The organism is Polaromonas sp. AER18D-145 (assembly GCF_002379095.1).
Taxonomy (GTDB): domain Bacteria; phylum Pseudomonadota; class Gammaproteobacteria; order Burkholderiales; family Burkholderiaceae_C; genus Polaromonas.
Map to the genome: position 1 here is coordinate 1 of NZ_NBZV01000058.1, position 25,856 is coordinate 25,856.

Consider the following 25,856-nt stretch of genomic DNA (forward strand, 5'->3'; position numbering starts at 1 on the left):
CACCACCACCACCACCACCACCACCAACTCCAACTCCAACTCCTGCTGTCACCCTCATTTATGTCGGCGACCCGATGTGCTCCTGGTGTTACGGTTTTGGCGTGCCGCTGGGGCAGTTGCTGGAACGTTTCCCCGAGGTGCCGGTGCAGCTGGTGCTGGGCGGCCTGCGCGCCTACAACACGCAGGTGATGGACGCCGCGCTGAAGGACAAGCTGCGCAACGCCTGGGCCGGCGTGGCGCAGCGTTCGGGCCAGCCGTTTTCACAGACGCTGTTCGAACGCGAGGACTTCATCTACGACACCGAGCCCGCCTGCCGCGCGGTCGTCACGGTGCGCCAGCACGCGCCCGCGCTCGCTTTGCGCATGTACCACGCGATCCAGCAGGCTTTTTATGCGCAGGGACGCGACGTCACCAAGGCGGCGGTGCTCGCTGAAATCTGGGACGAGGTGCATGGCCGCACCCAGGAAGCCTGGGGCCACATTGATTTCCTGCGCGACGTCGAGAGTGAAGCCATGCGCCAGCAGACAAGAGACGATTTTTCGCAGGCGCAGCGCTGGGGCATACGCGGCTTTCCCGCACTGCTGGCCGTGCGTGATGGCCAGGCCCAGCTGCTGGCCAGCGGCTACACCGGGGCCGATGTGCTCATCGAACGCCTGGCACCGCTGGCCGGCCCGCGGGACAATACCCGCTAGACGTGGCGTTTTTTCGGTGCCACGGCCGCCGGGCCCGAGGCCTGCGCATCGGCCAGCTCGTGCAGCGCTTCGATGATGTGGCAATGGGCGTCTGTTCCGTCGCAGCGGCTGCGCAAGGCCTTGAGGTCCTTCTCCAGCGCCTTCAGCTCCGCCAGGCGCGCGCGCACATGGCCCAGGTGCCCGTCCAGCGCGTCTCGTGCCGCCGCGCAATCGGTCTTGTTATTCAGGTCCAGTCCCAGCAACGCGCGCACCTCGGCAAGCGACATGTCCATGGCCCGGCACAGGCGGATAAACCGCAGCTGGTGCACGTCGCCTTCGCTATACAAACGATAGCTGTTGTCGCCCCGCCCGTGCGGGCTGAGCAGGCTTTCCTTCTCATAAAAGCGGATGTTCGCGGGGCTGACCCCGCTTTGCCGCGCGGCTTCACCGATCTGGTAACCCCCGGTGGCAGAGGGACTTGACACAGGCATCGCTTGACCTTGAAGTGACTTGAGGGTTTCCAATCATGCCATCAACCCGATGTTTCTGGAGAACCCCTCAATGTCTGCCCACTGCTGCGATCACAACCAAGACGCCACCGCCGCCCAGGCCAACAGCCCGCGCTACCGGAGAATCCTCTGGATCGCACTGGTCATCAACTTCGCCATGTTTGCACTGGAAATTGCCGCCGGCTTCCGCTCCGGCTCGGTCTCGCTGCTGGCCGATGCGATCGACTTCTTCGGCGACGCCGCCAACTACGGCGTGAGCCTGGCGGTGTTGTCCCTGGGCCTGGTCTGGCGTGCCCGCGCGGCGCTGCTGAAGGCTGCCAGCATGCTGGCCTTCGGCGCGTTTGTGCTGGCGCGGGCGGGGTGGGTCGCCACCCAGAGCGGTACGCCCGAGGCCTTGACCATGGGCGCGATCGGCCTGCTCGCCCTGATCGCCAACGTGTCGGTCGCCGCCCTGTTGTATGCGTACCGGGAAGGCGACGCCAACATGCGGAGCGTCTGGCTGTGCTCGCGCAACGACGCCATCGGCAACCTGGCCGTGATGCTGGCCGCGCTGGGCGTGTTCGGGACCAAGAGCGCCTGGCCCGACCTGGCGGTGGCGGCGGTCATGGCCAGCCTGGCGATCTGGGGCGGCTGGTCGGTGATGCAGCAGGCGCGGCGCGAGCTGCGGGCCGGCCGCTTGTTGCAGAAGCCGGCATGAACAGCGTCACGCCCGTTCACCAGCGGCCGCGCCACAGTCTGCGCGTTGGCGCCCATGCCGGTTGATGCGCGTTTGGGCGACCTGATCCGGCTGGCCGCAGCGGCCTCCCGGAAACCATTTTTTTGAACTTTCACGACTCCAACGTATCATCTACCAATGCGCCGTCCCCTGTTCATCGCCATGATCTTCCTGCTGCTTCTGCGCGGCTGGGTGGGCGATGCCATGGCCACCGGCATGGCCACCGGTCATCTGCAACAGGTGGCGCCTGCTACAAAATTCATAGCTCCTCACGTCCATGAATCAGGGGCTGGCGCTCATTTTGACCATCAAATGGCCAGCGAGCCGGCCGAACCCATGGTGCATTCGGCGGCGGTTCCTCCAGACTGCGCAGGACACGCCTCTGGCCAGACTTCTGACCCTCTGGCCCCGGAAGCCGCCGGGCACTGCGAATCCTGTGCCGCCTGCCAGGCCTGCCACACGGTCGCGCTGTCGCCGGTGACCGCCAGCTCCGCTACCCTCACCATTTCACCGGTCCTGCCGCGTTCGCCGGCCGCCCGATTTGCCAGCGTCATCGCGACACTGGGCCAAAAACCACCCATTTCCTGACTTCCAGGCCCGTAGTGGGTCTGTACTTGCCATCCGGCACGGGGCAGCCTGCCCTTTTTGCCGGATTCGCGCGATTTTTACGATCGCCCCGCTTGTCCGTCAGGAGATTTTGTGACTCTACGTTTTATTTCATACCCATCGTCGATGGCCCTGGCCGCCCTGTTGTGCACCGGTCTGGCCAGCGCGCAGCCGGCCAGCCCGGCGACTGTATCGACACCTGCTGCCAGCGGGTTTCGCTCCGCGTTCGAAGGCTACCAGCCCTATACCGAGGAAAAGACGCAAGCCTGGAAAGAGGCCAATGACACCGCGGGCCGCATCGGCGGCTGGCGCGCGTACGCCAAAGAGGCGCAGCAACCCGCCTCACCCGATACAGCAACCAGGCCCGCTCCGAACGCCGGACAGCTCAAACCGTGACAGGACAAGCCATGAAAACCCTTTTCCGGCTGGGCGCTGTCGCCGCGGCCACGCTGGTGCTGGCAGGATGCGCCTCGGTCAATTTTGGCCAGGCCGTCCAGGACACCAACGACACGACCGGCTCCTTCACCCAGGGCAAGCTCGAGCTCAGCCGCACCCAGCAGCAGGCGCAGGCGCGCAGCAAGCTGGCAAGTGAGTTGCTGAACAAGCCTTTGACCCAGAATGACGCCGTGCAACTGGCCCTGGCCAACAGCCCGGCGGTGCAGACTTTGCTCGCGCAGAGCTGGTCTGACATGGCGGCGGCCAACCAGACGGGCCGCATCGCCAACCCCGTTTTCACCTTTGAACGCATGCGTTTTGCCGACGAGCTTGAGCTCGGGCGCCTGTTGTCATTCGGTCTGCTGGACCTGCTGACACTGCCCAGGCGCCTGGAGATTTCGCGCGGCCAGACCGCCCAGGCGAAAGTACAGCTCAGCGCCAATGTCGTCGAGCAGGTCACCCAGGTGCGCCAGGCCTGGGTACGCGCGGTGGCGGCGCAGCAGACCCTGCAGTACGCCGACCAGGTCAACCGTACTGCGCAGGCGGGCGCCGAGTTGGCCAAACGCATGCAGCAAGTCGGTAACTTCAACAAGCTGCAGCGGGCGCGGCAGCAGTCTTTTTATGCCGATGCCGCGGCCCAGCTGGCGTCCAGCCAGCACGCGACCACCGCTGCCCGCGAGGAGTTGATTCGCCTTCTGGGCCTGACGGACGAGCAGGCGACGCAGCTGAAGCTTCCGGAACGGTTGCCCGACCTTCCCAAGGACCCACGACCGGCGGGCGTTGTCAACGCCAATGCCATGCAGCAGCGTCTGGATGTGCAGATGGCACGCAGCCAGCTCGACCTTGCCGGGAAATCCCAGGGTTTGAACCTGCTCAACAGCCTGGTCGATGTGGAACTGGGGCTGCGCCGCGACACCGTGTTTGACAACACCCACGGCACCAGCACGCCCAGGAGAGGTTTTGAGCTGGGCATTCGCCTGCCGATCTTCGACTGGGGATCGGGGCAGCGCGACGCCATGAACGCGCAATCGCTGGCTGCGGCCAACCGGTATGAAAGCACGGTGCGCAGTGCGTCATCGCAGTTGCGCGAAAGCTATTCGGCTTACCGCACGGCCTACGACGTGGCCAGGCATTACCGCGACGAGATCGTGCCCCTGCGTAAAACCATGGCCGAAGAAAACGTGCTCCGCTACAACGGCATGCTGATCGGCGTGTTCGAACTGCTGGCCGACACCCGCGACCAGATTTCCAGCGTGACGGCGGCCATTAATGCCTACCAGCAGTTCTGGCTGGCCGACGCAGCGCTGGCCGCCTCGATGACCGGCAAACCGACATCCATGGGCGCCATGCCGATGGCTGGCGGCGGCGCCGCCGCCGAAGCCGGCCACTGAGACACCGCATCAACGAACCTACAAAATCCTCATGACAAACAGAAGAAATTTTCTCGCAGGTGCCGGTGCAATTACCACGGCGGTCGCAGCAGCAGCCGTCAGCAAAGTCGCCATGGCCGCCCTGCCCGAGCCCGTGCTCCAGACCAAACCCGACACCATGCCCCCGCTGACGCCGACCACGGGCCGGCCGTATAACCCGGTGGTGACGCTCAACGGCTGGACGCTTCCCTGGCGCATGAACAATGGCGTGAAGGAATTCCACCTGGTGGCCGAGCCCGTGGTGCGCGAAATGGCGCCCGGTTTCAAGGCTCACCTGTGGGGCTACAACGGCCAGTCGCCCGGACCCACCATCGAGGTGGTCGAGGGCGACCGCGTGCGCATTTTTGTGACCAATAAGCTGCCCGAGCACACCAGCGTGCACTGGCACGGTCAGCGGCTGCCCAACGGCATGGACGGCGTGGCTGGCCTGAACCAGAAAGCCATCGACCCGGGAAAAACCTTTGTCTATGAGTTTGTGGCCAGGCGCCCCGGCACCTTCATGTACCACCCGCATGCCGATGAAATGACGCAGATGGCGATGGGCATGATGGGCTTCTGGATTACCCACCCGAAAGCCAAACACCCGCTGATCGACGAGGTGGACCGCGACTTTGTGTTCCTGCTCAACGCCTACGACATCGACCCGGGCGCCTACACGCCGAAAATCATGACCATGCTCGACTTCAACCTGTGGAGCTGGAACAGCCGGATCTTCCCCGGCATCGACCCGCTGGTGGTGCGCAAGAACGACAAGGTGCGCATCCGCATGGGCAACCTGACCATGACCAACCACCCGATGCACCTGCACGGCCATGAGTTTCTGGTGACCGGCACCGACGGCGGCCCGACGCCGAAATCAACCCGCTGGTACGAAGTGACCACCGACGTGGCGGTGGGCCAGATGCGGCAAATCGAGTTTCTGGCGGACGAGGAAGGCGACTGGGCCTTTCATTGCCACAAGAGCCACCACACCATGAACGCGATGGGTCATGACGTGCCCACGATGATCGGTGTGGACCACCGGAAAGTCGTGCGCGACATCACCAGCGTCATCCCCGACTACATGGTGATGGGCGAGCGCGGCATGGCCGACATGGCCGAGATGGACATGCCCCTGCCGGACAACACCGCCAAGATGATGACCGGTGAGGGCCCGTTCGGGTCGGTAGAGATGGGCGGCATGTTCTCCGTGGTCAAGGTACGCAAGAACCAGAAGCCCGGTGACTACAAGGACCCCGGCTGGTACAAACACCCGGCCGGCGAGGTCGCCTATGAATGGACGGGCGCATTGCCCAACCCCGCGCGCTTTGCCGCCGAGGGCGGCCAGACCATGAAGGCCCAGAACATGCCGGTGAAGGAAGTCGAAGTCCAGGTCCGCAAGCCCTCCATGGGCAACATGAAGCATTGATTTTTTTAACCCCCACCCTTGAAAGGTATTCCATGAAATCACGAAACATCCTGCTTGCAATTCCTGCCGCCTTGCTCGCCATGACCGCCATGGCGGCCGGCGAACACGCTGGCGGCCATGGTGGCGTCGATGAAATCGGCAGACCCGGCGTTGCATCCAGGGTTACGCGCACGGTGCATGTCGACATGACCGACGACATGCGCTTCCACACCTCGAAAATCGCCGTCAAGCAAGGCGAAACGATCCGCTTCGTCGCCAAGAATTCCGGGAAAATCAAACACGAAATGGTGCTGGGCACCGCGAAGGAACTCAAGGAACACTACGAGGTGATGAAGAAAAACCCGGAGATGGAACACGCCGACGCCAACATGGTCACGGTCGCGCCGGGCAAAAGCGGAGAGATCATCTGGCAATTCACCAAGGCTGGCAAGGTTGACTTCGCCTGTCTGCAGCCCGGCCACTATGACGCGGGCATGAAGGGTATGGTGAATGTGGCGGCCACCACGATTCCAGCCAAAGGAGATGGCCATGCCGAACACAAGCATTGACGTTTTTCCCCGTCGGTCCATACTGCGGTTGTCGCTTGCAGCGGCCGGGGCCATGGCCCTCGGTCAACCACTGCGCGCGCTGGCCGCTGCCGACGCCAAACAGATCACGGTGTGGAAAAATCCGGACTGCGGATGCTGCCTTGAATGGGTAGCGCATCTGCGAAAAAATGGTTTTGAAGTGGTGACCCAGGACGTCAAAGACACCGCGCCCGTCCGCAAAAAGCTCGGCTTGCCGGACAAGTTTGGTTCCTGCCACACGGCACGCCTGGGTGACTATGTGCTTGAGGGTCATGTCCCCGCGCGGGAGCTACAAAGGCTTCTGCGTGAAAAACCCCATGCCCTGGGTCTTGCCGTGCCCGGCATGCCGGTGGGCTCACCCGGCATGGAAATGGGCGACGCCCGCGACGCTTATGACGTGCTGCTTGTCCTCAAGGACGGCAGCTCGCGCATCTATCAGTCCTATCCCTCGAAACCTCCCGCCAAATCCTGAAAGAAAACCTCATGAAAAAACTTCAAGCCCTGCTGATTCTTGCGGCCATGCTGGCTGGCGCGGCTTCTGCCCACGCCGCTTCCCACGCAGGCGCGCCGATGGCGATGGGCGACGCCAAAAAAGACAGCGCGACGACGGCGCCGGCCGACATGGCCAATATGGCCGATGGCGAAGTCCGCAAAGTGGACATGGACGCCAAGAAAATCACCATCAGGCATGGCGAGATCAAGAACCTCGACATGCCTGGCATGACCATGGTGTTTCAGGTCAGGAACCCCGCCCTGCTGGGAAAAGTCAAGGCCGGCGACAAGATCCGCTTCACGGCAGAGAAAACAGAAGGTGCCATCATCGTGACGGACATTCAGCCTGCGAAGTAGTCATTGCAGGGGTAAGCATCGCAAGCATTGGCCATCCAGCACTTCGGGTACAAAAACCAAACCAGCCCTCCGCGCAGCGTTAGCACGTGGTGGCATGCCTTGGCGCATTGCTGGCAGTGCGCCATGTCGTGCCTGGTGCATTCGTCGCCACACGACTGGCAGATATCCGCGCACAGCTTGCCCGAAATGTTCCCTGCGCAGGGTAGGTCACGACCTACCACCTCTTTGCGCATGGCCTTACTTGACCTGCTCGAGCCTGACCACGGTAAATCCCGCTTCGCCTTTCTCTGCGCGGAACAAAATCCTGTCGCCCTGCTTGACGTCCATGAGCAGCTTGGCATCCGCCGCCTTGAACACCATGGTCATGCCCGGCATGTCCAGGTTCTCAAGGGCCTCGTGTTTGATGGTCAGCTTGCCCTGCTCAAGGTCCACCTTGCGTACCTCACCGGCAGTGAGCTTGACCGCAACAGGCACCACAATAGCACCCTGGACGCCGGATGGAGTGTCGGTCGCCGCGATGGCAAACCCGGTGGCGCTCACCGAGAGTAAAGCAGTTGTCAAAAAAATACGGACACTGGATTTCATGGAAAGTCCTCAATGGTATGGATGGGGAATTGGGAGAGGCCGGACGAGATTCCCCCGGCCCAACTTGTTACGTGGCTCAGTTGACGTACTGTTCCTGAAACAGGCGCCGTTCCGCATCGGTCATGGCCAGGCTGGGCTTGGGGGTGTTGTGGGCGATGGTGTCGGTATGGACCAGCTTGCCACCCTGAAACGCATAGCTGTGCTGCGGGTGGATATAACCGGCCTCGCCGCCAACCAGCCTGCCGCCATCAGCAGCCACCGGGTTCTGGCGAAAGGCTTGCAACTCCTGTTGCACGTCTGCACGACTCTTGGTGCTTTGGACAGCGTGGGTTTCAAAGCCCAGTTCGCCGCCGACCCAGGTGCTGCCGCTGTTGGCGAAGGCTGCGGGAAGGGCTGCGCCGGCAAGGGCCAGGGCAAATACGGTTTTACGAAACAACATGATCAAACTCCTTTACTATCGATTGCAAGGTGTGGTTCCAACACTTGGAGCCACTGCGATGCAAACTCTGCATCACAGTTGTTAATGTAGAAAACCGGCTGCGACGCCACCCTGACCCGCAGATTACGAATCCGTTATGTACGATCAAGGCTTCTTTTGAAAATTCTGGTGGTTGAAGACGAACCCAAGGCTGCCGACTACCTGCGCAAAGGTCTGACGGAAAACGGTTATGCGGTTGAAGTGGCCCACAACGGCACAGACGGGCTGCATGCGGCTGCCAACGGCGACCATGACCTGGTGGTCCTGGATGTCATGCTGCCAGGCATTGATGGGTTTGCCGTTCTTTCGGCGTTGCGCACATTCAGGGAAGTGCCCGTGCTGATGCTCACCGCCCGCGGCAATACGGATGACAAGGTGCGCGGCTTCGACCTCGGCGCCGACGATTACCTGGTCAAACCGTTTCAGTTTCCGGAGTTGCTCGCCCGGGTGAAGGCGCTGCTTAAACGCGGCCAACCCGCGGCTGTGGAGCAGGTGCTCCGCACGGCCGACCTGGAGATCGACCCGGTACGCCACCGCGCAACCCGGGCTGGCCAGCGTATTGACCTGTCAGCCAAGGAGTTCGCCCTGCTGACCCTGCTGGCCCAGAGGACGGGAGATGTGCTGTCGAGAACTCAAATTGCCTCTTTGGTCTGGGATATTCACTTCGACTCGGACACCAACGTGGTGGAAGTGGCGATCCGGCGGCTGCGCGCGAAAATTGACGACCCCTTCGACGTAAAACTGATTCATACCGTGCGCGGCGTGGGCTACGTCCTTGAGCGCCGGGACGCGTTGTGACACGGGGCTGGCGTTTCAGCTATTGGTCCAGAAACTCACTGGCCACGCGCATCGCGCTGGCCAGCGCCTTTTTTGGCTTTCTGATGACTGGCGGCGCGATTGTTGCCGGATTTTATGCACTGTCACACCAGCTTGATGCACGTTCAGCCGCCGAGCTCCTCGGTAAACGTGACCTGCTGATGCATGTGTTGTCCGAAATTCCGTCCATCGAAGCCATCGCCCCGAACCAGCACCGCTTCGGCGATTTGCTGATCGGTCACGATGACCTGCACCTCGCGCTGGTGGACCCCGTCAGCGGGAAAATCCTGACGAGCTTTTCTCCGATTGCCACACAGTCCGCGTCTGCGCCGGATGCCTTCCCGGTCAGCTCAACGTCCATCCAGTCATGGACGACGGCAACCGGCGAGCGGCTGAGTACGCTTCGCGGAAGCAGTCCGGTTGCCAACGGGATGACTGTGCAGTACTACCTGTCGCTGGACCGAAGGCACGACCGCCGTCTATTGGGGGGATTCATCAAGACAACTCTGGTGGGCTGGCCGCTGTTGCTGCTCGTCGTCGCGCTGGGTGCCTGGCTCAACGCGCGCACCAGTCTGGCGCCGCTGCGGCGCTTCCATCGGCTGGCGGCATCCATCGGAGCAAAGTCGCTCAGTCAGCGAATATCTTCCTCCGGTCTGCCACCGGAACTCTACGAACTCGCAGAAGAGTTCAACCGCATGCTGGAGCGAATTGACTCAGGCTACCGACGGCTGCAGGATTTTTCGGGTGAGCTCGCTCATGAAATGCGCACGCCGATTGCGACACTCATGGGAAGAACGCAGGTGGCGCTGTCCCACCCCCGCACATGCGCTGAGTTTCAGGAGGTCCTGGAAGGCAACGTCGAAGAACTCGAGCGCCTGTCTCGCCTGATCTCCGACATGCTTTTCATCGCCCGCGCCGACCACAATGAAGACCCGTTGAATCACGAACGGGTAGAACTTGCCCGGGAGGCACAACGGGTTGCCGACTACCTGTCTCTGATCGCCGAGGAACGCGGCTTGGCCGTGGAGGTTACGGGTACAGCCGTCGTCATGGCTGATCGTCTGCTGGTGGAGCGCGCAATCACCAACCTCGTGTCCAATGCGATACGTCATGCCGTGGCTGAATCGAAGATACGTCTGGCAATCAGCACAGGAGACAACGGTGTCACGTTGGCGGTGACCAACCACGGCGACGTCATTGCCCCGGGACATCTGGAGCGGATTTTTGACCGCTTTTACCGGATCGATTCCGCGCGTGCCAGGCTGGACGGCGGAACGGGGCTGGGCCTGGCGATTGTGCGCTCCATCATGCTGGCCCATGGCGGGCAGGCGATGGCGCAAAGCCGCTCGGGTGGTGAGGTGACTTTCATGCTGATATTCCCGATAGCTCATGCCGATCGGTCAAAACTGCGCTGAAGTCCTGCATGACGAGCGGCTTGGAGCCTGTGGCGGTGCCCGCGACACCGGGAAAATCAAGTTCACAGGCAGGACTTCAGTTGGCGTTTTTGTCAGTGCCAACCTCGATGGCCAAGTCGGAGACATAGCGATGCGGCGGCACTTCAAGGTTGCTGGGCGCCGGAACGTTGCGGAACACACGACCTGCCAGGTCGAAGGCCGACCCATGGCAGGGACAAAAAAAACCGCCCGGCCACCCAGCACGCAAGTCGGTTGCACCGGCGTCGGGGCGATACGCCGGTATACAACCGAGGTGCGTGCACAACGCGACAAACACGCCGATCTCGGGTCGGATGGAGCGCTGCGGATTTTCGGCGTAGTCGGGTTGCTGCTCGCGTCGCAGCGAAGCCGGATCAGCCAAGACATTTAGCAGATCGGGCGACTGCAAGCGCTGCTGCTGAGCCGCGCTGCGTCGCAATATCCAGACGGGCTTGCCACGCCACTCGACGGTCATGAGCCGCTCTTCCGGCAAACCCTCGATCGACACCGTCACCGCCGCGCCAAGCGCCTTGGCGCGCTCGCTGGGGGAAAAAGATGAAACGAAGGGAACCGCAGCGGCGACGATGCCCGCGCCGCCGACACCCACTGTGGCGAAGGTCAGTTGACGGCGATGCGCATCGGGCGCACACGGAGGGGCTAGCAAGATGTCAGACATGGCGAATCCTTTCAATGGGCTTCTCATCTCGACGACGACGCCGGCCATGATCCATGAAGGGTTCAATAATTCGCCAGACCATGCGAGTAACAAATCGACACCTCATGCAACGTCGGCGAGTTCGATCAAATCCAGAAGTGCACCGGTCGCGACGTTCGAGTCCAAATCGCATCGACAGTTCCGGGAATCGCGAACGTCGCTACCCGGCTGTTATCCAGCAACGCCAGGCTCGGCGGAACACACTGTCTATGCCCGCGTCTCCATGACATAACCCGCGCCTCGAACCGTGTGCAGCAGCTTCACTGGAAACGGGTCGTCAATCTTTTGCCGCAACCGCCTGACTGCGACATCAACTACATTGGAGTCACAGTCGAAATTGATATCCCATACCTGCTCCGCCAAAATGGTGCGAGAAAGAACTTGCCCTTGCCGATGAAGAAAAAGGGCAAGAAGCTTGAAGTCTTGCGCGGACAAGTCCAATCGTCTCCCTGAACGGGTGGCTCTATGCCGGACCAGGTCCAGATGCAGGTCGCCCAACTGCATGACGGTCAGGTCTTGAACGTGCCCCCTTCGCAGCAAGGCCTGAACGCGCGCCAGCAGTTCCGGCAAAGCGAACGGTTTGACCACGTAGTCGTCTGCGCCCATCTGGAGCCCTTTGACCCGGTCCGCCACCGTATCGCGTGCCGTTAACAAAATAATCGGAAAATCTTTCTTTTCACGCACCGCTTGCAGAACACCGAAGCCATCAATTCCCGGGAGCATGACATCCAGCAGCATGAGGTCGTAGCTACCCTCCAGTGCCATATGTTTTCCAACGATTCCGTCGCGCGCGATGTCAACGACAAACCCAATTTCGACCAGGGCTTGCATAACATGGTCCGCAAATTTTGGTTCATCTTCGACCGTCAGAATTCTCATTTCTCGCAATATTCTGGTTTGCAACTTGTGCTGCAGGCCGGTCGTTCATCAACATGAAGCACTGAGCAGAAACCGGGAGCGATGACTGACGTTTGCCCAAGCAGCCTATTGACCGTCGGCGCGGATTTCATGCGGCGAGTGCAAGATGAAGGGTGTGCCTCGCGCGGAAGGCCCACTTTGGACCCACCCGAAAGGAATCGAGCACGGTCGACTTGGCCGTGGCGAAGAACATGGACTCCTGCAGGTTATGACGTTCAAACGCTCTTCGCTGGTTAAGCGAACGGCGTCGCAAGTCACCTTCTGAGTCGCCGCCACTTCGCTGCGATCGCCCGAAAAGCGTGACAGCGCGTTCCAGGTCGGCCAGGGCTGCGTCGCTCAATGCCGGAATGGCACGCGGAGCCGCCAAGCGAATTTGTACGATGAAGGGATTGGGTCCCACGACCAGGCCCCATGGCCTTTTCCCCTCTGCAGGGTCTACCGCCAAGGCCTCGAGCTTGGTTAGACCGAAATGCCTGGCCAACCGCAGCCGCGTGGCCAACCAGGGATCGGAACGATCCAGCTCCTCCACAGCGACCTTGGCCTCCTGATCGCTGCCTGATACAGGCAGCACCAGGGAGTTCAACAGCTCCTTTGCGTGCAAGTCGCCCTCGCGTGCCGCGCGGTAAAGCCAACAGATTGCTTGTTCGGACTCCGTGATCGATCCGGCTTCGCGCAGCATCAAGGCGCCAAGTTTGCGTTGTGCCTCCGCCTGCCCGCGTTCTGCGGCCTTTTCAAGGAAGAACCTGGCCATCTGGGGATTGGCGACAGAACACCGGTGGTCTGAGTTCAGCTTGTACAAATGCAGCCATGCTTCGTCCCGGCCGGCGTCGGCTGCCCGTAGCAGCAATGCCGTTCCCTTGCGAAGGTTCGGACTCTCGGCGAGGCTCGAAGGTTGAAGAGCCCCACAGGCGATCCCGGATAGCGCGCGCCCAAGCGTGTAGGTCGCATCCGGGTTTCCCTGTCCGTTTTGCATCTCCAGGCTTGCCTGAACGAATTCAACCGGCATGCCTTGCAGTGATTCACCAGTGTGTTCTGCCATTCGAACCATTGCAACGACGAGTTTGGATATCGCACTTGTCGGTTTTGACAGCAGCTCAATCGCAGCATGCACACACAGCCGCAGGCGAGGCAGGTCCCCCTCCGCCTGTGCTTCCCGCGCTGCGAACTCGGCAATGGCACAGCCGTTCTCCTTCTTGTCATCCGTCAGCAAGCGCAGGATTTTCGGTAGACGCTCACTGTCGCTGACGGACTCGCAGATGGCCAGCGCGCTAGCCGCACACGCTTCGCCCGCCGCCGCGCGCGCGTAAAACGCCGCAGCTTCCGTTTCCCTCCCGGTATGGGTTAACAGGTAGGTGCCGAACTTCAGCTGTGCCAACGCACTGCCGGAGAGTGCCGCCTTGCGAAGGGACTCTTGCTGGCCCAAAAGCAACAATTCGTCCAGGGGCAGGCACTCCGCAATAAGAATGCTTGCGCCCGGCAAGTCGCAAACACTGGGGTGGGTGAGATAGTCAATGCCCGTTGATGAGTGCTGGGAAAAACCATCGATGCCCAGCAAATAGCGACGACCGACCTCCAGACGCGCGCCAATGTCGCCGTTTCTGGCGAGAACTCTCAGTTGAATGTCTTGCCTTCGCATGTCTGTCTCCTTGTTGTATTGCGGATGAAACGAGTAGCGGGCCGTTCCCCCCGTTTTCCTTGCGCGCCGGGGCCGCACTTGTTGTATGGAGAATAAAAATTCAACACCAACAAGAAGATTGCTGAAACATTGCAGCTCTGCAATGTTTCAGCCGTTGTCGACGTTCGTTCTGCCGTCTTTCACTCCCTTGTTGCAATTGCGAAACAGGGGTGCTCTATTTATTGGGGGGTATGCATGCGTTGACCATCACTTTGCGAAACCGAGAGTGCCCATCAGCACCGTTTTTCCTAAAGTGACTTTCGTGGTGCGCTCACATCGAGGCACTACTAACTTCAACCAATCAAAGGATCAGGAACACTATGAAGCACATCGCAACAGCGGCGGCATTGCTTGCCCTAGCGGCGGGTACGGCCAGCGCACAATCTTCAGTGACGCTCTTTGGCATCGTCGATGTCAACCTGCGCAACGTGGACAACAGTGGTGTTGGCAGCAACTCCACGCTGAACAACAATGGCCTTTCCAGCAGCCGCTTTGGCTTCCGCGGTGTGGAAGACCTGGGCGGCGGCCTGAAGGCCGGTTTCTGGCTTGAGTCGGATATCGCCCCAGACATCGGCACCACAAACGGCAATGGGAAGCTCTTCGCCCGCCGCTCAACGGTGAGCTTGATGGGCAACTTTGGTGAGATTCGACTTGGCCGCGACCTCACGCCGTCGGGCGCGTTCACCTATACATTTGATCCGTTCGGTGTGATTGGTGTCGGCGGCTCGGCGAACATCGCACGCTACAGCGGTCAAGCCACATTCTTTCGCGCTGACAACGCGATCAGCTACTTCCTGCCCAACATGGGTGGTGTTTACGGCCAAGCGATGGTCGCGCTCGATGAAGGTGTGAATCCTTCTCTACCGGGGACGGGAGCGGATCGGTTTGCTCGCAAGTACGCTGGTGGACGCCTTGGCTACGCGAACGGCCCCATCGATGTCGCCGTCTCCTACGGCTCCACAGAGGTGGATGCCACCGGTGGAAAGTTCAAAACAACGGGCATCGGCGGTTCATACAACTTTGGCGTAGCCAAGCTGATGAGCCACTACTACAGCGACAGGCTGCTGACTCTGAAGGAAAATCGCTTCCTGCTCGGCGTGTCCGTTCCACTCGGTGCACATGAGATCCGTGCGTCCTACGTGCGCTCGGACGCAACTGGTGGCACCGCTGCTTACAACGCAAGCGACGCAAACCAGCTGGCTTTGGGTTACGTGCACAACCTGTCCAAGCGCACCGCGATGTATGGCACCCTCTCACGTATCTCGAACAAGGGCGGAGCAACCTTTGCCATCTCGGGCGGCAATCCGGGAATCACGGCAGGCGGTAAGTCTTCTGGCTACGAGCTGGGCTTGCGGCACAGCTTTTGATCGTGGCTAGCGCTCACCCCTCAGGGGTGGCATCCGTCGCAAGGTCCCGGTTGCGCGGGGACCCACACCACGACTAGATCTGAAATGCCCCGCCTGTGCGGGGCATTTTTTTGCCCTGATGCCGAAATGACAAACATGTAATTTGGAGGCCAGAGTTTTGTAGGGATACTGTCTCTAGAGTTGACTACATGCCGGCGGATATGCCGGCACGCCGACGCAAAGGATGGTCCCCCGCGCGGTGCCTGTGCCTCGAAAGGAAATCATCATGTCTACTCAAAAACTTGCGCTTATCGCCGCCTTTGCGGTCTTGTCTGGCGCATCATTGGCCGTATCCGCAGAAATCATTCACCCCGCGGACACGGAGATGGGTTACGTCTCTCATCCCGATCATGCCAAGCCAGGGAAGTCCCGCGCAGAGGTTCGGACAGAGCTGGAAGCCGCCATGAAATCCCCCCGATGGGATTTTTGGGCACGCCTGGGGGCGCCGATGCCGGCACCCTCGACCGGACCGGGCAAGTCTCGCGACCAGGTGCGCAATGAAGCGATAACGGCCCATCGGGCAGGCCTGATTCCGCGCGGCGAGTTCTCCTACTGAACCTTCCGGACTACTGCGGGATGCGAATACCCACGCGTGTCATGCCGTCAGCTCTTTCACAGAATGCCTGACCTCCGTGCATCTTGGCGATAGCGCTGACTATGGCAAGACCCAGGCCATGACTGTCGCCGGAGCGAACGCGCGCCGGATCGGCTTGGTAGAAACGGGAAAACATCCTTTCCTGCGTCTCGGCCGGAATGGGTGGACCCGGATTGGCAACCGCTATCTCGGCGATGCGGCCGTGCTCGGTCAATGACAGCTTGATGGATTCGCCCGGTGCCGTAAACTTGATCGCATTGGATAACAGGTTCGAAATCGCCCGGCGCATCAGCGCGGGCGAGCAGCGTGCGGTAGCTCGACCTTCAATGACAGCCTTCAGCCCGGAGTCTTCAAGGAGTGCATCATAAAACTCACACACCTTCTGAACCTCGGGCCTCAGGTTGGTATCGACCAGGTCCTGAACAACAGTGCCATGATCGGCGTGTGCGAGGAACATCATGTCGTTCACTAGCGATTTGAGGCCTTCCAGCTCCTCCAGATTGGATTCAAGAGTTGCTCGCAGATGCACCTGCGTCCGATTTGCCGACAGCGCCAACTGGGTTCCGCTGATCAGGGTAGCCAAGGGCGTGCGCAACTCATGCGCCACATCTGCGTTAAATGATCTCACTTGCTGGTAGGCCGACTCCAGCCGATCGAGGACGCCGTTGAATGCTTGAGCCAATTCCTCCAGCTCACGAGCGATTCCACTGATATCCAAGCGCAGTGCGAGAGAGTTCGGTGCGATCGTCGCGGCCTGCCGGGACAGGCGGCCTATGGGCCGCAATCCGTGCCGGGTCGCCTGCAAGCTCAGCGTAAAAGTAAGCAGCATGGCGAGTGAGCCGGCCGTCAACATCAGGTAGAGCAGCGCACGCAGCAGTCTGGCGCGCGGGGCCATGTCCAGTGCGATAACAGCCGTGCGAAGCTGGAGGGAACCCGTATTCTCCAGGGATTTACGCGCAAAGGCCATTTTCTTGCCTGAAACCGTCCGCACTTCAAAGTCACCTTCGCGCAGTTGCCTTACCGGCAAGCCGAGACCTCCGTGAACGACCTCATCCCTGTCATTCAAAAGCCAAACCGTCAGTTCACCGTGTCCTGTCATCACATCGTCGATGTGATGACGCAAGGTTTCAAGATTGCCGTCCTGGACCACTTCGTCAACAAAATGCTGCACGATGCGTAATTTACCGACCATCTCTTCGCGAGCAGTTTGCTCCAGGGTGTATGCCACTCCCCAATAAATGGCTATCCCGGCTGCAAGAAACGTCATGACTGTAACGCCTGCAAGCGACAGCGCCAGACTTGCCGTGATCGAAGACAATTGGGGTCTCATCAGATTCAGGCGATCAGATCCCGCGTTTCCAGCACATAGCCCATGCCGCGGACCGTATGCAACAGCTTGGCAGGGAAGGGATCGTCGAGCTTGGCTCGAAGGCGCCGAACGGCAACCTCCACCACGTTGGTGTCGCTGTCAAAGTTCATGTCCCAGACCTGCTCCGCCAGGGTGGTCCGGGAAAGAATTTGCCCCTGCCGGCGAAGCAAGAGCGTCAGCAGATTGAACTCCTTGGCGGTCAAGTTAAGTCGTTCGCCGGCGCGCATTGCCTTGCGCTTGACCAGGTCGAGTTGTAGATCAGCCAAAGCCAGAACCATGGCATCTATCGGGGAACTGCCAGCGCCGCGACGCAGCAGCGCCAGGACACGGGCCAGCAGCTCTGAAAACGCGAACGGTTTGACCAGGTAATCATCGGCACCGTCATGCAAGCCTCGCACTCGGTCTTCCACCTGGTCTCGAGCGGTGAGTATCAACACGGGTACCGGCTTGTTTTTTCGGATCGCTTCAAGCACCCCAAATCCATCCATGCCAGGAAGCATCACGTCCAGAAGAATCAGGTCGTAGTCGCCGCTGAGTGCGAGATGCCTCCCATCGATGCCGTTGTGCGCGACGTCTACAACATAACCGTTTTCGCTGAGACCCTGGCGCAGGTATTCGGCCAGCTTGAGTTCGTCTTCGACCACCAGAAGGCGCATGGAATTTCCTTTTTTTTGACAGCTGATTGTGCGCTCGGGGAGATTACAGATTTGTAATCTCCCGGTGGGTCTGGCGTCGAGGATGGTTATTTAAACTTCTGTTCGTAATGTGATGGTCTTTCAGCTTTACGGACGCGATTTTCCAGTAATCGAAGCGGATGACGCACCTTCGTCGAGGTGGTCGGCAAATTCATATCCATTTAGTACATGCCCATGGGCAATATGCAGCACTGATTATTTCTTCCAACACCCACCCTTGAAAGGTCTTCCATGAAATCACGAAACATCCTGCTCGCGCTGCCTTGCGCCTTGCTTTCTTTGTCCGCGATGGCGGCCGGCAGCCACGCGGGCAATCACGACGATAGCGCGATTGGCAAGCCTGGCGTCGCATCCAAAGTGACGCGCACAGTCACGGTCGACATGAAAGACGACATGCGCTTTCACTCTTCAAACTTCAACGTCAAACAGGGTGAAACCATCCGCTTCGTCGCAAAGAACTCCGGTAAGGTCAAGCACGAAATGGTGCTCGGCACCCAGAAGGACCTCAAAGAACACTACGAGGTCATGAAGAAAAATCCGGAGATGGAACACGCCGACGCCAATATGGTCACAGTAGAACCGGGGAAAACCGGCGAGATCATCTGGCAGTTCACAAAGGCGGGAAAGGTGGACTTTGCCTGCCTGCAGCCAGGCCACTATGACGCGGGTATGAAGGGCCTGGTCAATGTAGCGGGTGGCGCCAGTTCTGCACAAGCAGCCTCGCCCGCAGTCGTGACTGTGGCGGCGGTCGATGCCAAGAAAGACAGCACGATGGTGGCACCGACCGATATGGCCGATGGCGAGGTCCGCAAAGTGGACATGGACACAAAGAAGATCACCATCAGGCATGGTGAGATCAAGAACCTGGACATGCCTGGCATGACCATGGTGTTCCAGGTCAAGGACCCTGCCCTGCTCAGCAAAGTCAAAGCCGGCGACAAGGTCCGTTTCAAGGCCGAGAAATCCGGCGGCACCATTGTGGCGACAGACATCCAGCCTGTGAAATAGCTAAAGATCCGAAGCGGTCTCAGGCACGAACCCAAGACCGACTTCGGTCGGCCTATTTGTTCATCTTGTCGGCAGACTGACCGTTTTTGGCCAGAAACTTGTCGAACTGGGAAATTTCTTTCTTCTGCGCAGCGATGATGGCTTTGGCCATTTTCTTCATCTGAGGGTCTTTCCCATCGCGAAGCTCAGCCTGCGCCATGTCAATCGCACCCAGGTGATGGATGCGCATCATCATTGCAAAGTCAACATCGGTATTACCGGTCATTTTCATGGACGACATCTTGTCGTTGTTGTCTTTCATCATTCCTTTCATGTCCTTCATGTCCATCGCGCCGCCTGGCATGGATGATGCGCCGGCTTTTCCGGCGGGCATGGCTTCGCTGTCGGGTTTCATTTGCATTTGCGCAAAGGCCAAGGGTTGCAGCAGCGCGACGCTCAGAACGGCAAGAGCCACAGATGCGGGTCTGATTTTTTTGAGACGGAGTTTCATGATTGATTCTTTCTGAATGTTGGATGTTGGATGTTGGATGTTGGTCAGGCCATCGCGGCCATTTTGCGGCACTCTTGAGCGCACTGATGACAAGCCTTGGCACATTGTTGGCAATGCGCCATCTCGTGTTTGGCACATTCGTCCCCGCAGGACTGGCAGATGTCAGCGCAAAGTGCGCAGATCGCTTTGGCGTGGGCGCTACCCCGGGCCATGGCAGCTACAGCCAGCGCACAAATCTGGGCGGAATCCATATCCAGTGCGATGCACTTGGCCATCATCTGGACGTCCGTTTCATGCAGACAGGAAGTAGCGCAATGGTTACAGGCCACGGCACAAGCGTTGCAAGCTTCAATACAGGCGTTGTATTGTTGATGAGGCATGGTGGTTCTCCAGAAATTGGTTTGAGACGGCAAAGTAGAAGAAAATCGCAGCGCCGAAAATGCCGCAACCCATTCACAGTGCGCGCTCAACAACATCCAACGCGCGGGGGATGGCCGCCATGCCGTGTAGGCTGCGACCTACAGCATGCGCACGCTCAACCCTGACTCAAGCATCTGGCGGCGCCCTGTCACTTGCACCATTCGGCGCAGGTAAGAACCGGGTTACGCTTCAGCATGGAAAAACCAGATCACGTCGGAAAAATGCTCCCCAGACTGGCCGCGCTGTTTGTGATTTCGGTGCTGCTCAACTTCCCATGGGAGGTGGCGCAAATGCCGCTGTATGTCGAGGATGGGAGCTGGTTCGAGTTTGCGTTGCACTGCGTCATTCCCAGTCTCGGGGACGGGCTCATTGTCATGCTGATTTTCTGCGTTGGCTGGGTGGCCCGAGGCCGATCAGACTGGGCAGACCTACCGGATTGGGCCGGTTACGCGCTGATGCTGATTACCGGGTTCAGCATCGGGATGATTGTGGAATGGGTGGGCTTTTATGGTCTCAAACGCTGGAGCTACACGGCCAGTATGCCGCTGCTGCCGGGTCTGGGCATCGGTGTTGTCCCCGTCCTGCAAATGCTGATACTCCCGCCCGTTATTTTCAGGATGACTGGCTGGTGGCTTGCGCGGCGGCAGGTCGATTAGTCGCTCATCTCTGCATGGTCGTTTCCTGGCCAGCGTCTCCAGTGGGCACCATCCCAGACTCAGATACGGCTGCGCCGCAGGCGCAAAGCATTGCCAATCACTGACACCGAACTGAGGCTCATGGCCAGGGCCGCGATCAGTGGTGACAGCAGCCAGCCGGTCACCGGATACAGCACACCGGCGGCGATGGGGATGCCCAGCGCGTTGTACAGGAAGGCAAACAGCAAATTCTGCTTCATGTTGCCAACCGTGGCTTCCGACAGTGCCCGCGCGATGGCGATGCCGCGCAGATCGCCCTTGACCAGCGTGATCTGCGCGCTGTTCATCGCCACGTCGGTGCCGGTGCCCATGGCCACACCGACATCGGCCTTGGCCAACGCAGGCGCATCGTTGATACCGTCCCCCGCCATGGCCACCACACGCCCTTCCTTCTGCAGTCGCTCGACCAGCAGCAGTTTGTCGGCTGGTTTGACCTCCCCGTGCACCTCGTCGATGCCCAGGCGAGCGGCAACGGCCCGGGCCGTGGTCAGGCCGTCGCCGGTCGCCATCACGATGCGCAACCCCGCTGCTTTCAGCGTAGCCAAAGCCTCGGGGGTACTCTGCTTGATCGGATCGGACACGGCCAGCAGGCCCATTAGCTGGCCATCGACGGCCAGATGCATCACGCTGGCACCCTCTGCGCGCAAGGCCTCGGCTTGTGATACCAAGGGGACTACCGAGACGCCAACCTGCGCCATCAAGGTAGTGTTGCCCAGGGCGAGCTGGCGCCCCGCAACCTGTCCGCGCACGCCGATGCCCGAACCTGAGTCGAAGTTTTCCGGCTTGTCCAGTGTCATGCCGCGCTCGCGCGCGGCACGTACGATGGTCTCGGCCAGCGGGTGCTCGCTGCCCTGGTCCAGGCTGGCGGCCAGGCGCAGCACCTCGTCGGCGTCAAAGCCCGGCGCGGGGACTGCCCGGTCGAAGGCCGGCCGGCCCTCGGTCAGGGTGCCGGTCTTGTCGATGATGAGCGTGTCTATCTTGCGCATGTTCTCGATGGCCGCTGCATCGCGGAACAGCACGCCCTGCGTGGCGCCACGACCGGTGGCGACCATGATGGACATCGGTGTGGCCAGGCCCAGGGCGCACGGACAGGCAATGATCAGCACGGCAACCGCGTTAATCAGGCCGAACACCCACCGCGGCTCGGGACCGAACAACCCCCAGCCAAACAACGTCAGCAAGGCAATGCCAACCACCGTGATCACGAAGTAGCCCGCCACCACATCGGCCATGCGCTGCATAGGCGCCCTGGAGCGCTGGGCCTGGGCAACCATCTGGACGATTTGCGCCAGCATGGTGGCCGCACCGACGCGTTCCGAGCGCATCACCAGTGCGCCGCTGGTGTTGAGGGTGGCGCCAATCACTTTGTCACCCACCCGCTTGCTGACTGGTATCGGTTCGCCCGTCAGCATGGATTCATCCACCGCGCTGCCACCCTCAAGCACCACGCCGTCCACCGGCACCTTCTCGCCGGGGCGCACGCGCAGCAGATCGCCCACATGCACATGGGTCAGCGGCACGTCCTCTTCGGACCCGTCGGCCCGGATGCGGCGGGCGGTCTTCGGCGCCAGGCCCAGCAGCGACTTGATCGCCGCCGAGGTCTGCGAGCGGGCTTTGAGCTCCAGCACCTGCCCCAACAGGGTGAGCGAGATGATGACAGCCGCTGCTTCAAAGTACACGGCCACGCGCCCCATGGAGATGAACGAGACCGGAAACACCTGCGGCGCGACGGTTGCCACCACGCTATAGACGAAAGCGGCACCAGTACCCAGACCAATCAACGTCCACATGTTGGGACTGCGGTTCACCACGGATTGCCAGCCGCGCGAAAAGAACGGCCAACCGGCCCACAGCACAATGGGCAGTGACAGGACCAGTTCAATCCAGGTCTGGGTCGCGGTCTCAAACCAATGCAGCTGGTGGCCGAACATCGCCAAAAAGGTGACCACGGCGGTCAGCGGCAGCGTCCACCAGAAACGCCGCTGAAAATCGAGGAGCTCCTTGTTCTCTCCTTCTTCGAGTTCGGGCAGCAAGGGCTCCAGCGTCATGCCGCACTTGGGGCAGTTGCCCGGATGGTCCTGGCGTATTTCCGGGTGCATCGGGCAGGTGTAGATCGTGCCGGCCGCCGCTGGAGTCGTGTCCACCGGCGGCGCGGGCGCAAGGTATTGCAGCGGGTTCGCCGCAAACTTGCCCTGGCATTTCGCGCTGCAGAAATAATAGGGCCGCCCCTCGTGCGCCAGCCTGTGCGGTGACTGCCTGGTGACGGTCATGCCACACACCGGGTCCTTGAGGTCTGTCGGCGAGGTCGGGGCGGCCGGCAGATTGCCGCTGTGATGCTGATGGGTTTTCATGTCCATGCTGTTATTCCTTTTCGTTACTTGCGCGCCCCGGCGCCTGCCGCCGCCTGGCGGGGTCACCATGGCCGTGTCCATGCATCAGGTGCATCAGCGGGCAGGCCAGCAAAAGCAGGTAGGGCCAGTAGCCCAGGACATGGCCCCAGTGCTCACGCAGCAGATAAAAGCCGGCGATCAAGGCGGCCGTTGCCACCGCCATGCCGGCAGGGCGACGCCAGAACGATGGCGCATGTCGGTCATGGTCAGACTCATCCATGGAGAGGCGCCTTCAGGGCTGCCACCGAAAAATCCGGGGAGCGGACTCGCCCGAGCGCATGATCCTGAGTTCAACCGCACTCGGACGCGGCGCCGGAACATCAAATGCCAGCACACCTTCACGGTGGTGGCCACCGGGGGCCGCGCCGACCCAGTTCACCGGTTTCAACGCGCGGCCATCGTCTGTTGTCAGGGTGGCGCTTTGGGTCAGATCGTCACTCAGGTCCGCACTGTGCGTATCAAGCACGATGGCGAACTCCCACCGGCTGTCGGACGCCCCCATCAACGTCGGCGTCACCTTGACTGTCACCCCCCGCTCACTCGACGACTGTGTGGCCATCGCATTCGCGCTGGCTTGCGCCAGCGCGGCCAGAGGTGCAGCCGGAAGGCCGAGCGTGGATGCAAGAATCCAACCGCTGATTCTGATGCTGCGGCGATGAGCGTTTTGTCCTGAAAACATGAATTTTCCCCTTGTAGTGCTGGGTGCGAACACCCGTTGAATATGGCTGAGTCCCCCTGTCCGTTGAAGGACAAGGCGGTGGCGCTGAACGACGTGGCCCGCGAACCGCGGATACTCAAGGCAGGCCTCCAGATGATCCAGCCTGCAAGTCATCGCGCTTTCGAAGGAATTCCTCGCGTCCTATTTTTCCGCTGGCATAGGCTTTTTCCAGTATTTCAAGCGCGCTCTTGTCGTTGCCCGCCTTGAGCTTCTCGAAAAAAAACTTGATGGCGATAAACAAAAAGGCGAACGGCAGCAGCCACACCGCCAGCATCACCAGCCAGCCACCCATCATCCAGACACCGTGGTCAAATCCGTACATACCTCGCTCCTTCGAAAAGTGCACGCTCATGCATGCGTTGAACACCGCCTCACCGATACACCTCCGGTCCGGACTTCCCGGGTTGCGCAGCCGCCGCGCGCCGCGTCATTTCATTGGCGACACCCACGAGCTTGCTCCTGACGTCCTGCCCCATCATGGCCGTCCCGATCAAGGGTGGTATCCAGAAACCCGGAACAATGCTGGCCCGGTAAATCAGGAGCGTCGCGTCGCCCTGCGCCTCGATGCGCCACTCGCCGGACTTGCTTTTCAGCGTACCGCTGACAGCGGAAAAACGGATGGCCTCAAGCGGAATTTCCACGATTTGCACGACAACTTCGATCGGCAAGGTCAGCCACAGGAATCCGGACTGTCCCGTCTGCTGGAGCAGCAGCGGCGCACCCGGCTCGCTCACGATGCGACTGGTTAGCAGGCCCGGGACGAAACGCGCAAGATTGTCGTAGTCGGTCAGAACCTGCCAGGCGATGTGATGATGCACGTCAACCCGCAGCCTGGCATCAATGCGGATCGTGTCCGCGTCGCGCGCTATCCTGACATCGCGCTCGGCCAGAGCGTCGGCGCTGAACCACAGCAGGCACAGTGCCAGCAGAGACATCCCCGCCGCTGCTGCGGCGCGCGAAGCTCCGCCTGGATAGCGCCGCGTGAAAGTCCAAGCGTAGCCCATATTGAACGAAGCACTCAGCCCGCGATTGAATCTTGACGCATGCGGGGGAAGAACCTGGGGGTTCGCCGGGCATAGCGCTCAAAGGCATCTCCGAACCGGGTGCGCATCTGCGCTTCTTCAGTGATGGCCAGACGCCCATACATGACCAGCAGAATCGGGAACATGACCAGGGTCAGCAACGTCGGCCACTGCAACAGGAAGCCAAGCAGGATCAGCACAAAGGCCACGTACTGGGGGTGGCGAATCCGGGCGTAAGGTCCCGTGGTGGCCAGCGTGTTGCCGCGTTGCGCTTGATACAAAACGTTCCAGGCGCTGGACAACAGGTAAAAACCGAAGCCCAGGAAAACATAGCTCGCGATGTGCAAGGGTCCAAAGTGGGCGTCTCCCTGCTCGCCCAGCAGCGTTGACCACAGGTGACCGGCGTTGTGGGAAAGCAGGTCGGTGCCCGGGAACCGGGTCTGCAGCCAGCCGGACATCACATAAATGGTGAGCGGAAAGCCATACATCTCGACAAAGAGCGCAACGATAAACGCAGCGAATGCGCCGAAAGTTCGCCAGTCCCGTGCGGTCTGGGGCTTGAAGAAGCTGAAGGCGAACATCAGGAAGATGGCCGAATTGAGGAAGACAAGCGTCCAGAGTCCGTAGGCCGGGGCATCAGGGCTCATGGCTGTTCTCCGGTCCCGGATGCCGGTGGAGCCGCCGTGTCCGGGCTTTTATTGCTCCCGTGGTGGCCCGCATGAGCGCCGCCATGGCGTCCATGCCCGCGATGCATGAACACATGCATCAGCGGGCAAGCCAGAATCAGCAGGAACGGCAGCGCGCCGAAGAAGTGGGCGCGATGCTCGGTGAGCAGGAAATACGCCGCGATGGCGCCGAACACGAGCAGGCCCAGGCCGTAGCGGGAGCGCCAGAACGGCGTGCTGCCCATGGGGCAGGGCTGAGAGTTGTGCTTGTCATCCATGGGAGTCTCCAGGGGGAAGGGCGTGACGTCGGATCACCGAACCGGTGTCACGCCCGCACGCGAAAGTTGATCATCATGCCGGCGTCTTCATGTTCCAAATTGTGGCAATGGAACACATAGATCTGGTCGCCGGGGTAATCGTGGGCAAAATCGATCGCCACCCGCACCGTTTCGCCGGGCCAGACCAGCACGGTGTCTTTCCAGCCGAGGTCGCTCACGGTGCGGCCCTGGCCGAAGCGCGCCGTGGCCGCGACCTGGGGCGGGCTGCCAATGCGTTCGAGCACCTGGAACGAAAA

The 25,856-nt window shown here is 60.7% G+C and carries 33 protein-coding genes and 1 pseudogene; 16 read left to right on the forward strand and 18 right to left on the reverse strand.

What is annotated here, in order from left to right; all coding sequences use genetic code 11:
- Positions 1–692 (forward strand): DsbA family protein (locus B7G52_RS20600; RefSeq protein ID WP_141397514.1); only part of this gene is annotated, 692 nt, incomplete at its 5' end.
- On the opposite strand, the gene B7G52_RS20605 is transcribed toward B7G52_RS20600, so the two are convergent.
- Positions 689–1,156, reverse strand: a complete 468-nt coding sequence (locus tag B7G52_RS20605; protein WP_240523557.1) for a Cd(II)/Pb(II)-responsive transcriptional regulator — start codon at positions 1,154–1,156, stop codon at positions 689–691. The two genes, B7G52_RS20600 and B7G52_RS20605, sit on opposite strands and share 4 nt — an antisense overlap.
- Positions 1,157–1,232: 76 nt before the next feature.
- Between B7G52_RS20605 and B7G52_RS20610 the strand changes: the two genes are divergently transcribed.
- The 8 genes from B7G52_RS20610 to B7G52_RS20645 all read left to right on the forward strand — a co-directional run bounded on the left by B7G52_RS20610 (position 1,233) and on the right by B7G52_RS20645 (position 7,189).
- Positions 1,233–1,877: a cation transporter gene (locus tag B7G52_RS20610; RefSeq protein ID WP_096699556.1), complete on the forward strand. Its 645-nt coding sequence runs from the start codon at positions 1,233–1,235 to the stop codon at positions 1,875–1,877.
- Between the two features lie 156 nt (positions 1,878–2,033).
- Positions 2,034–2,483 carry a hypothetical protein gene (locus B7G52_RS20615; RefSeq protein WP_096699557.1) on the forward strand — a complete coding sequence of 150 codons (450 nt, stop codon included), beginning with the start codon at positions 2,034–2,036 and terminating at the stop codon, positions 2,481–2,483.
- A 111-nt stretch (positions 2,484–2,594) separates the two neighbouring features.
- Positions 2,595–2,897: a hypothetical protein gene (locus B7G52_RS20620; RefSeq protein WP_240523558.1), complete on the forward strand. Its 303-nt coding sequence runs from the start codon at positions 2,595–2,597 to the stop codon at positions 2,895–2,897.
- An 11-nt stretch (positions 2,898–2,908) separates the two neighbouring features.
- On the forward strand, positions 2,909–4,327 hold the full coding sequence (locus tag B7G52_RS20625) for a TolC family protein (RefSeq protein WP_096699558.1): 1,419 nt from the start codon (positions 2,909–2,911) through the stop codon (positions 4,325–4,327).
- Positions 4,328–4,358: 31 nt separating this feature from the next.
- The gene (locus tag B7G52_RS20630; protein ID WP_096699559.1) at positions 4,359–5,774 is read left to right on the forward strand and encodes a multicopper oxidase family protein; all 1,416 of its coding nucleotides are present in this window, start codon (positions 4,359–4,361) and stop codon (positions 5,772–5,774) included.
- Positions 5,775–5,806: 32 nt separating this feature from the next.
- Entirely contained in the window at positions 5,807–6,322 is a 516-nt protein-coding gene (locus B7G52_RS20635; protein ID WP_096699560.1) for a plastocyanin/azurin family copper-binding protein, read from the forward strand.
- Positions 6,297–6,812 carry a DUF411 domain-containing protein gene (locus tag B7G52_RS20640; protein ID WP_371329050.1) on the forward strand — a complete coding sequence of 172 codons (516 nt, stop codon included), beginning with the start codon at positions 6,297–6,299 and terminating at the stop codon, positions 6,810–6,812. The genes B7G52_RS20635 and B7G52_RS20640 overlap by 26 nt, the downstream gene beginning before the upstream one ends.
- Positions 6,813–6,823: 11 nt before the next feature.
- Entirely contained in the window at positions 6,824–7,189 is a 366-nt protein-coding gene (locus tag B7G52_RS20645) for a copper-binding protein (RefSeq protein ID WP_096699561.1), read from the forward strand.
- Between the two features lie 237 nt (positions 7,190–7,426).
- On the opposite strand, the gene B7G52_RS20655 is transcribed toward B7G52_RS20645, so the two are convergent.
- Both B7G52_RS20655 and B7G52_RS20660 read right to left on the reverse strand, forming a co-directional pair.
- Positions 7,427–7,774 (reverse strand): copper-binding protein, encoded by a 348-nt coding sequence (locus B7G52_RS20655; protein WP_096699562.1) that lies wholly within the window; start codon positions 7,772–7,774, stop codon positions 7,427–7,429.
- 76 nt (positions 7,775–7,850) lie between these two features.
- Positions 7,851–8,213, reverse strand: coding sequence for a DUF4148 domain-containing protein (locus B7G52_RS20660; protein WP_096699580.1), 363 nt, complete (start codon positions 8,211–8,213; stop codon positions 7,851–7,853).
- A gap of 156 nt (positions 8,214–8,369) precedes the next feature.
- Between B7G52_RS20660 and B7G52_RS20665 the strand changes: the two genes are divergently transcribed.
- Both B7G52_RS20665 and B7G52_RS20670 read left to right on the forward strand, forming a co-directional pair.
- Positions 8,370–9,050, forward strand: coding sequence for a heavy metal response regulator transcription factor (locus B7G52_RS20665; RefSeq protein ID WP_096699563.1), 681 nt, complete (start codon positions 8,370–8,372; stop codon positions 9,048–9,050).
- Positions 9,047–10,483, forward strand: a complete 1,437-nt coding sequence (locus B7G52_RS20670; protein WP_240523559.1) for a heavy metal sensor histidine kinase — start codon at positions 9,047–9,049, stop codon at positions 10,481–10,483. Before B7G52_RS20665 ends, B7G52_RS20670 begins: the two co-directional genes overlap by 4 nt.
- A 76-nt stretch (positions 10,484–10,559) precedes the next feature.
- Here B7G52_RS20670 and petA read toward each other — a convergent pair whose 3' ends face one another.
- From petA to B7G52_RS20685, 3 genes are all read right to left on the reverse strand, one after another.
- Positions 10,560–11,177, reverse strand: coding sequence for a ubiquinol-cytochrome c reductase iron-sulfur subunit (gene petA, locus B7G52_RS20675; protein WP_096699564.1), 618 nt, complete (start codon positions 11,175–11,177; stop codon positions 10,560–10,562).
- Between the two features lie 246 nt (positions 11,178–11,423).
- Complete coding sequence (locus tag B7G52_RS20680; protein WP_096699565.1) at positions 11,424–12,095, reverse strand: heavy metal response regulator transcription factor; 672 nt, start codon at positions 12,093–12,095, stop codon at positions 11,424–11,426.
- Positions 12,096–12,222: 127 nt separating this feature from the next.
- Positions 12,223–13,770: a tetratricopeptide repeat protein gene (locus tag B7G52_RS20685; protein ID WP_096699566.1), complete on the reverse strand. Its 1,548-nt coding sequence runs from the start codon at positions 13,768–13,770 to the stop codon at positions 12,223–12,225.
- Between the two features lie 359 nt (positions 13,771–14,129).
- Here B7G52_RS20685 and B7G52_RS20690 point away from each other — a divergent pair, with 359 nt between their 5' ends.
- On the forward strand, positions 14,130–15,176 hold the full coding sequence (locus tag B7G52_RS20690; protein ID WP_096699567.1) for a porin: 1,047 nt from the start codon (positions 14,130–14,132) through the stop codon (positions 15,174–15,176).
- Positions 15,177–15,441: 265 nt separating this feature from the next.
- Positions 15,442–15,771: a DUF4148 domain-containing protein gene (locus B7G52_RS20695; RefSeq protein ID WP_170954825.1), complete on the forward strand. Its 330-nt coding sequence runs from the start codon at positions 15,442–15,444 to the stop codon at positions 15,769–15,771.
- Positions 15,772–15,781: 10 nt separating this feature from the next.
- Here B7G52_RS20695 and B7G52_RS20700 read toward each other — a convergent pair whose 3' ends face one another.
- Together B7G52_RS20700 and B7G52_RS20705 are read right to left on the reverse strand one after the other, a co-directional pair.
- On the reverse strand, positions 15,782–17,128 hold the full coding sequence (locus tag B7G52_RS20700) for a heavy metal sensor histidine kinase (RefSeq protein WP_170954826.1): 1,347 nt from the start codon (positions 17,126–17,128) through the stop codon (positions 15,782–15,784).
- Positions 17,129–17,145: 17 nt separating this feature from the next.
- Positions 17,146–17,835, reverse strand: a complete 690-nt coding sequence (locus B7G52_RS20705; RefSeq protein ID WP_096699570.1) for a heavy metal response regulator transcription factor — start codon at positions 17,833–17,835, stop codon at positions 17,146–17,148.
- A gap of 270 nt (positions 17,836–18,105) precedes the next feature.
- Between B7G52_RS20705 and B7G52_RS23860 the strand changes: the two are divergent.
- Both B7G52_RS23860 and B7G52_RS24215 read left to right on the forward strand, forming a co-directional pair.
- A pseudogene (locus B7G52_RS23860) lies at positions 18,106–18,573 on the forward strand (plastocyanin/azurin family copper-binding protein); the annotation flags it as partial.
- A gap of 90 nt (positions 18,574–18,663) precedes the next feature.
- Positions 18,664–18,882, forward strand: coding sequence for a copper-binding protein (locus B7G52_RS24215; protein WP_256387735.1), 219 nt, complete (start codon positions 18,664–18,666; stop codon positions 18,880–18,882).
- 52 nt (positions 18,883–18,934) lie between these two features.
- Here the strand turns inward: B7G52_RS24215 and B7G52_RS20715 are convergent, their stop codons facing one another.
- Both B7G52_RS20715 and B7G52_RS20720 read right to left on the reverse strand, forming a co-directional pair.
- Positions 18,935–19,372: a DUF305 domain-containing protein gene (locus B7G52_RS20715; RefSeq protein WP_240523561.1), complete on the reverse strand. Its 438-nt coding sequence runs from the start codon at positions 19,370–19,372 to the stop codon at positions 18,935–18,937.
- 44 nt (positions 19,373–19,416) lie between these two features.
- Positions 19,417–19,752 carry a four-helix bundle copper-binding protein gene (locus B7G52_RS20720; protein ID WP_096699572.1) on the reverse strand — a complete coding sequence of 112 codons (336 nt, stop codon included), beginning with the start codon at positions 19,750–19,752 and terminating at the stop codon, positions 19,417–19,419.
- A 234-nt stretch (positions 19,753–19,986) separates the two neighbouring features.
- Here B7G52_RS20720 and B7G52_RS20725 point away from each other — a divergent pair, with 234 nt between their 5' ends.
- A complete protein-coding gene (locus B7G52_RS20725) occupies positions 19,987–20,448 on the forward strand; it encodes a hypothetical protein (protein WP_141397515.1) in 462 nt (153 codons plus the stop codon).
- Between the two features lie 59 nt (positions 20,449–20,507).
- Here the strand turns inward: B7G52_RS20725 and B7G52_RS20730 are convergent, their stop codons facing one another.
- The 8 genes from B7G52_RS20730 to B7G52_RS20765 form a co-directional block, all read right to left on the reverse strand.
- Positions 20,508–22,844, reverse strand: a complete 2,337-nt coding sequence (locus tag B7G52_RS20730) for a heavy metal translocating P-type ATPase (protein ID WP_205853100.1) — start codon at positions 22,842–22,844, stop codon at positions 20,508–20,510.
- Positions 22,845–22,848: 4 nt separating this feature from the next.
- Positions 22,849–23,097: a DUF2933 domain-containing protein gene (locus B7G52_RS20735; RefSeq protein WP_096699574.1), complete on the reverse strand. Its 249-nt coding sequence runs from the start codon at positions 23,095–23,097 to the stop codon at positions 22,849–22,851.
- A 12-nt stretch (positions 23,098–23,109) separates the two neighbouring features.
- Positions 23,110–23,556, reverse strand: a complete 447-nt coding sequence (locus B7G52_RS20740) for a hypothetical protein (protein WP_240523562.1) — start codon at positions 23,554–23,556, stop codon at positions 23,110–23,112.
- A 115-nt stretch (positions 23,557–23,671) separates the two neighbouring features.
- Positions 23,672–23,947: an SHOCT domain-containing protein gene (locus B7G52_RS20745; protein ID WP_141397516.1), complete on the reverse strand. Its 276-nt coding sequence runs from the start codon at positions 23,945–23,947 to the stop codon at positions 23,672–23,674.
- 19 nt (positions 23,948–23,966) lie between these two features.
- Positions 23,967–24,530 carry an SRPBCC family protein gene (locus B7G52_RS20750; RefSeq protein ID WP_170954827.1) on the reverse strand — a complete coding sequence of 188 codons (564 nt, stop codon included), beginning with the start codon at positions 24,528–24,530 and terminating at the stop codon, positions 23,967–23,969.
- A gap of 83 nt (positions 24,531–24,613) precedes the next feature.
- The gene (locus B7G52_RS20755; RefSeq protein WP_096699577.1) at positions 24,614–25,264 is read right to left on the reverse strand and encodes an isoprenylcysteine carboxylmethyltransferase family protein; all 651 of its coding nucleotides are present in this window, start codon (positions 25,262–25,264) and stop codon (positions 24,614–24,616) included.
- Positions 25,261–25,560, reverse strand: a complete 300-nt coding sequence (locus B7G52_RS20760; protein ID WP_170954828.1) for a DUF2933 domain-containing protein — start codon at positions 25,558–25,560, stop codon at positions 25,261–25,263. The genes B7G52_RS20755 and B7G52_RS20760 overlap by 4 nt, the downstream gene beginning before the upstream one ends.
- Positions 25,561–25,607: 47 nt before the next feature.
- Positions 25,608–25,856 (reverse strand): multicopper oxidase domain-containing protein (locus tag B7G52_RS20765; protein WP_170954829.1); only part of this gene is annotated, 249 nt, incomplete at its 5' end.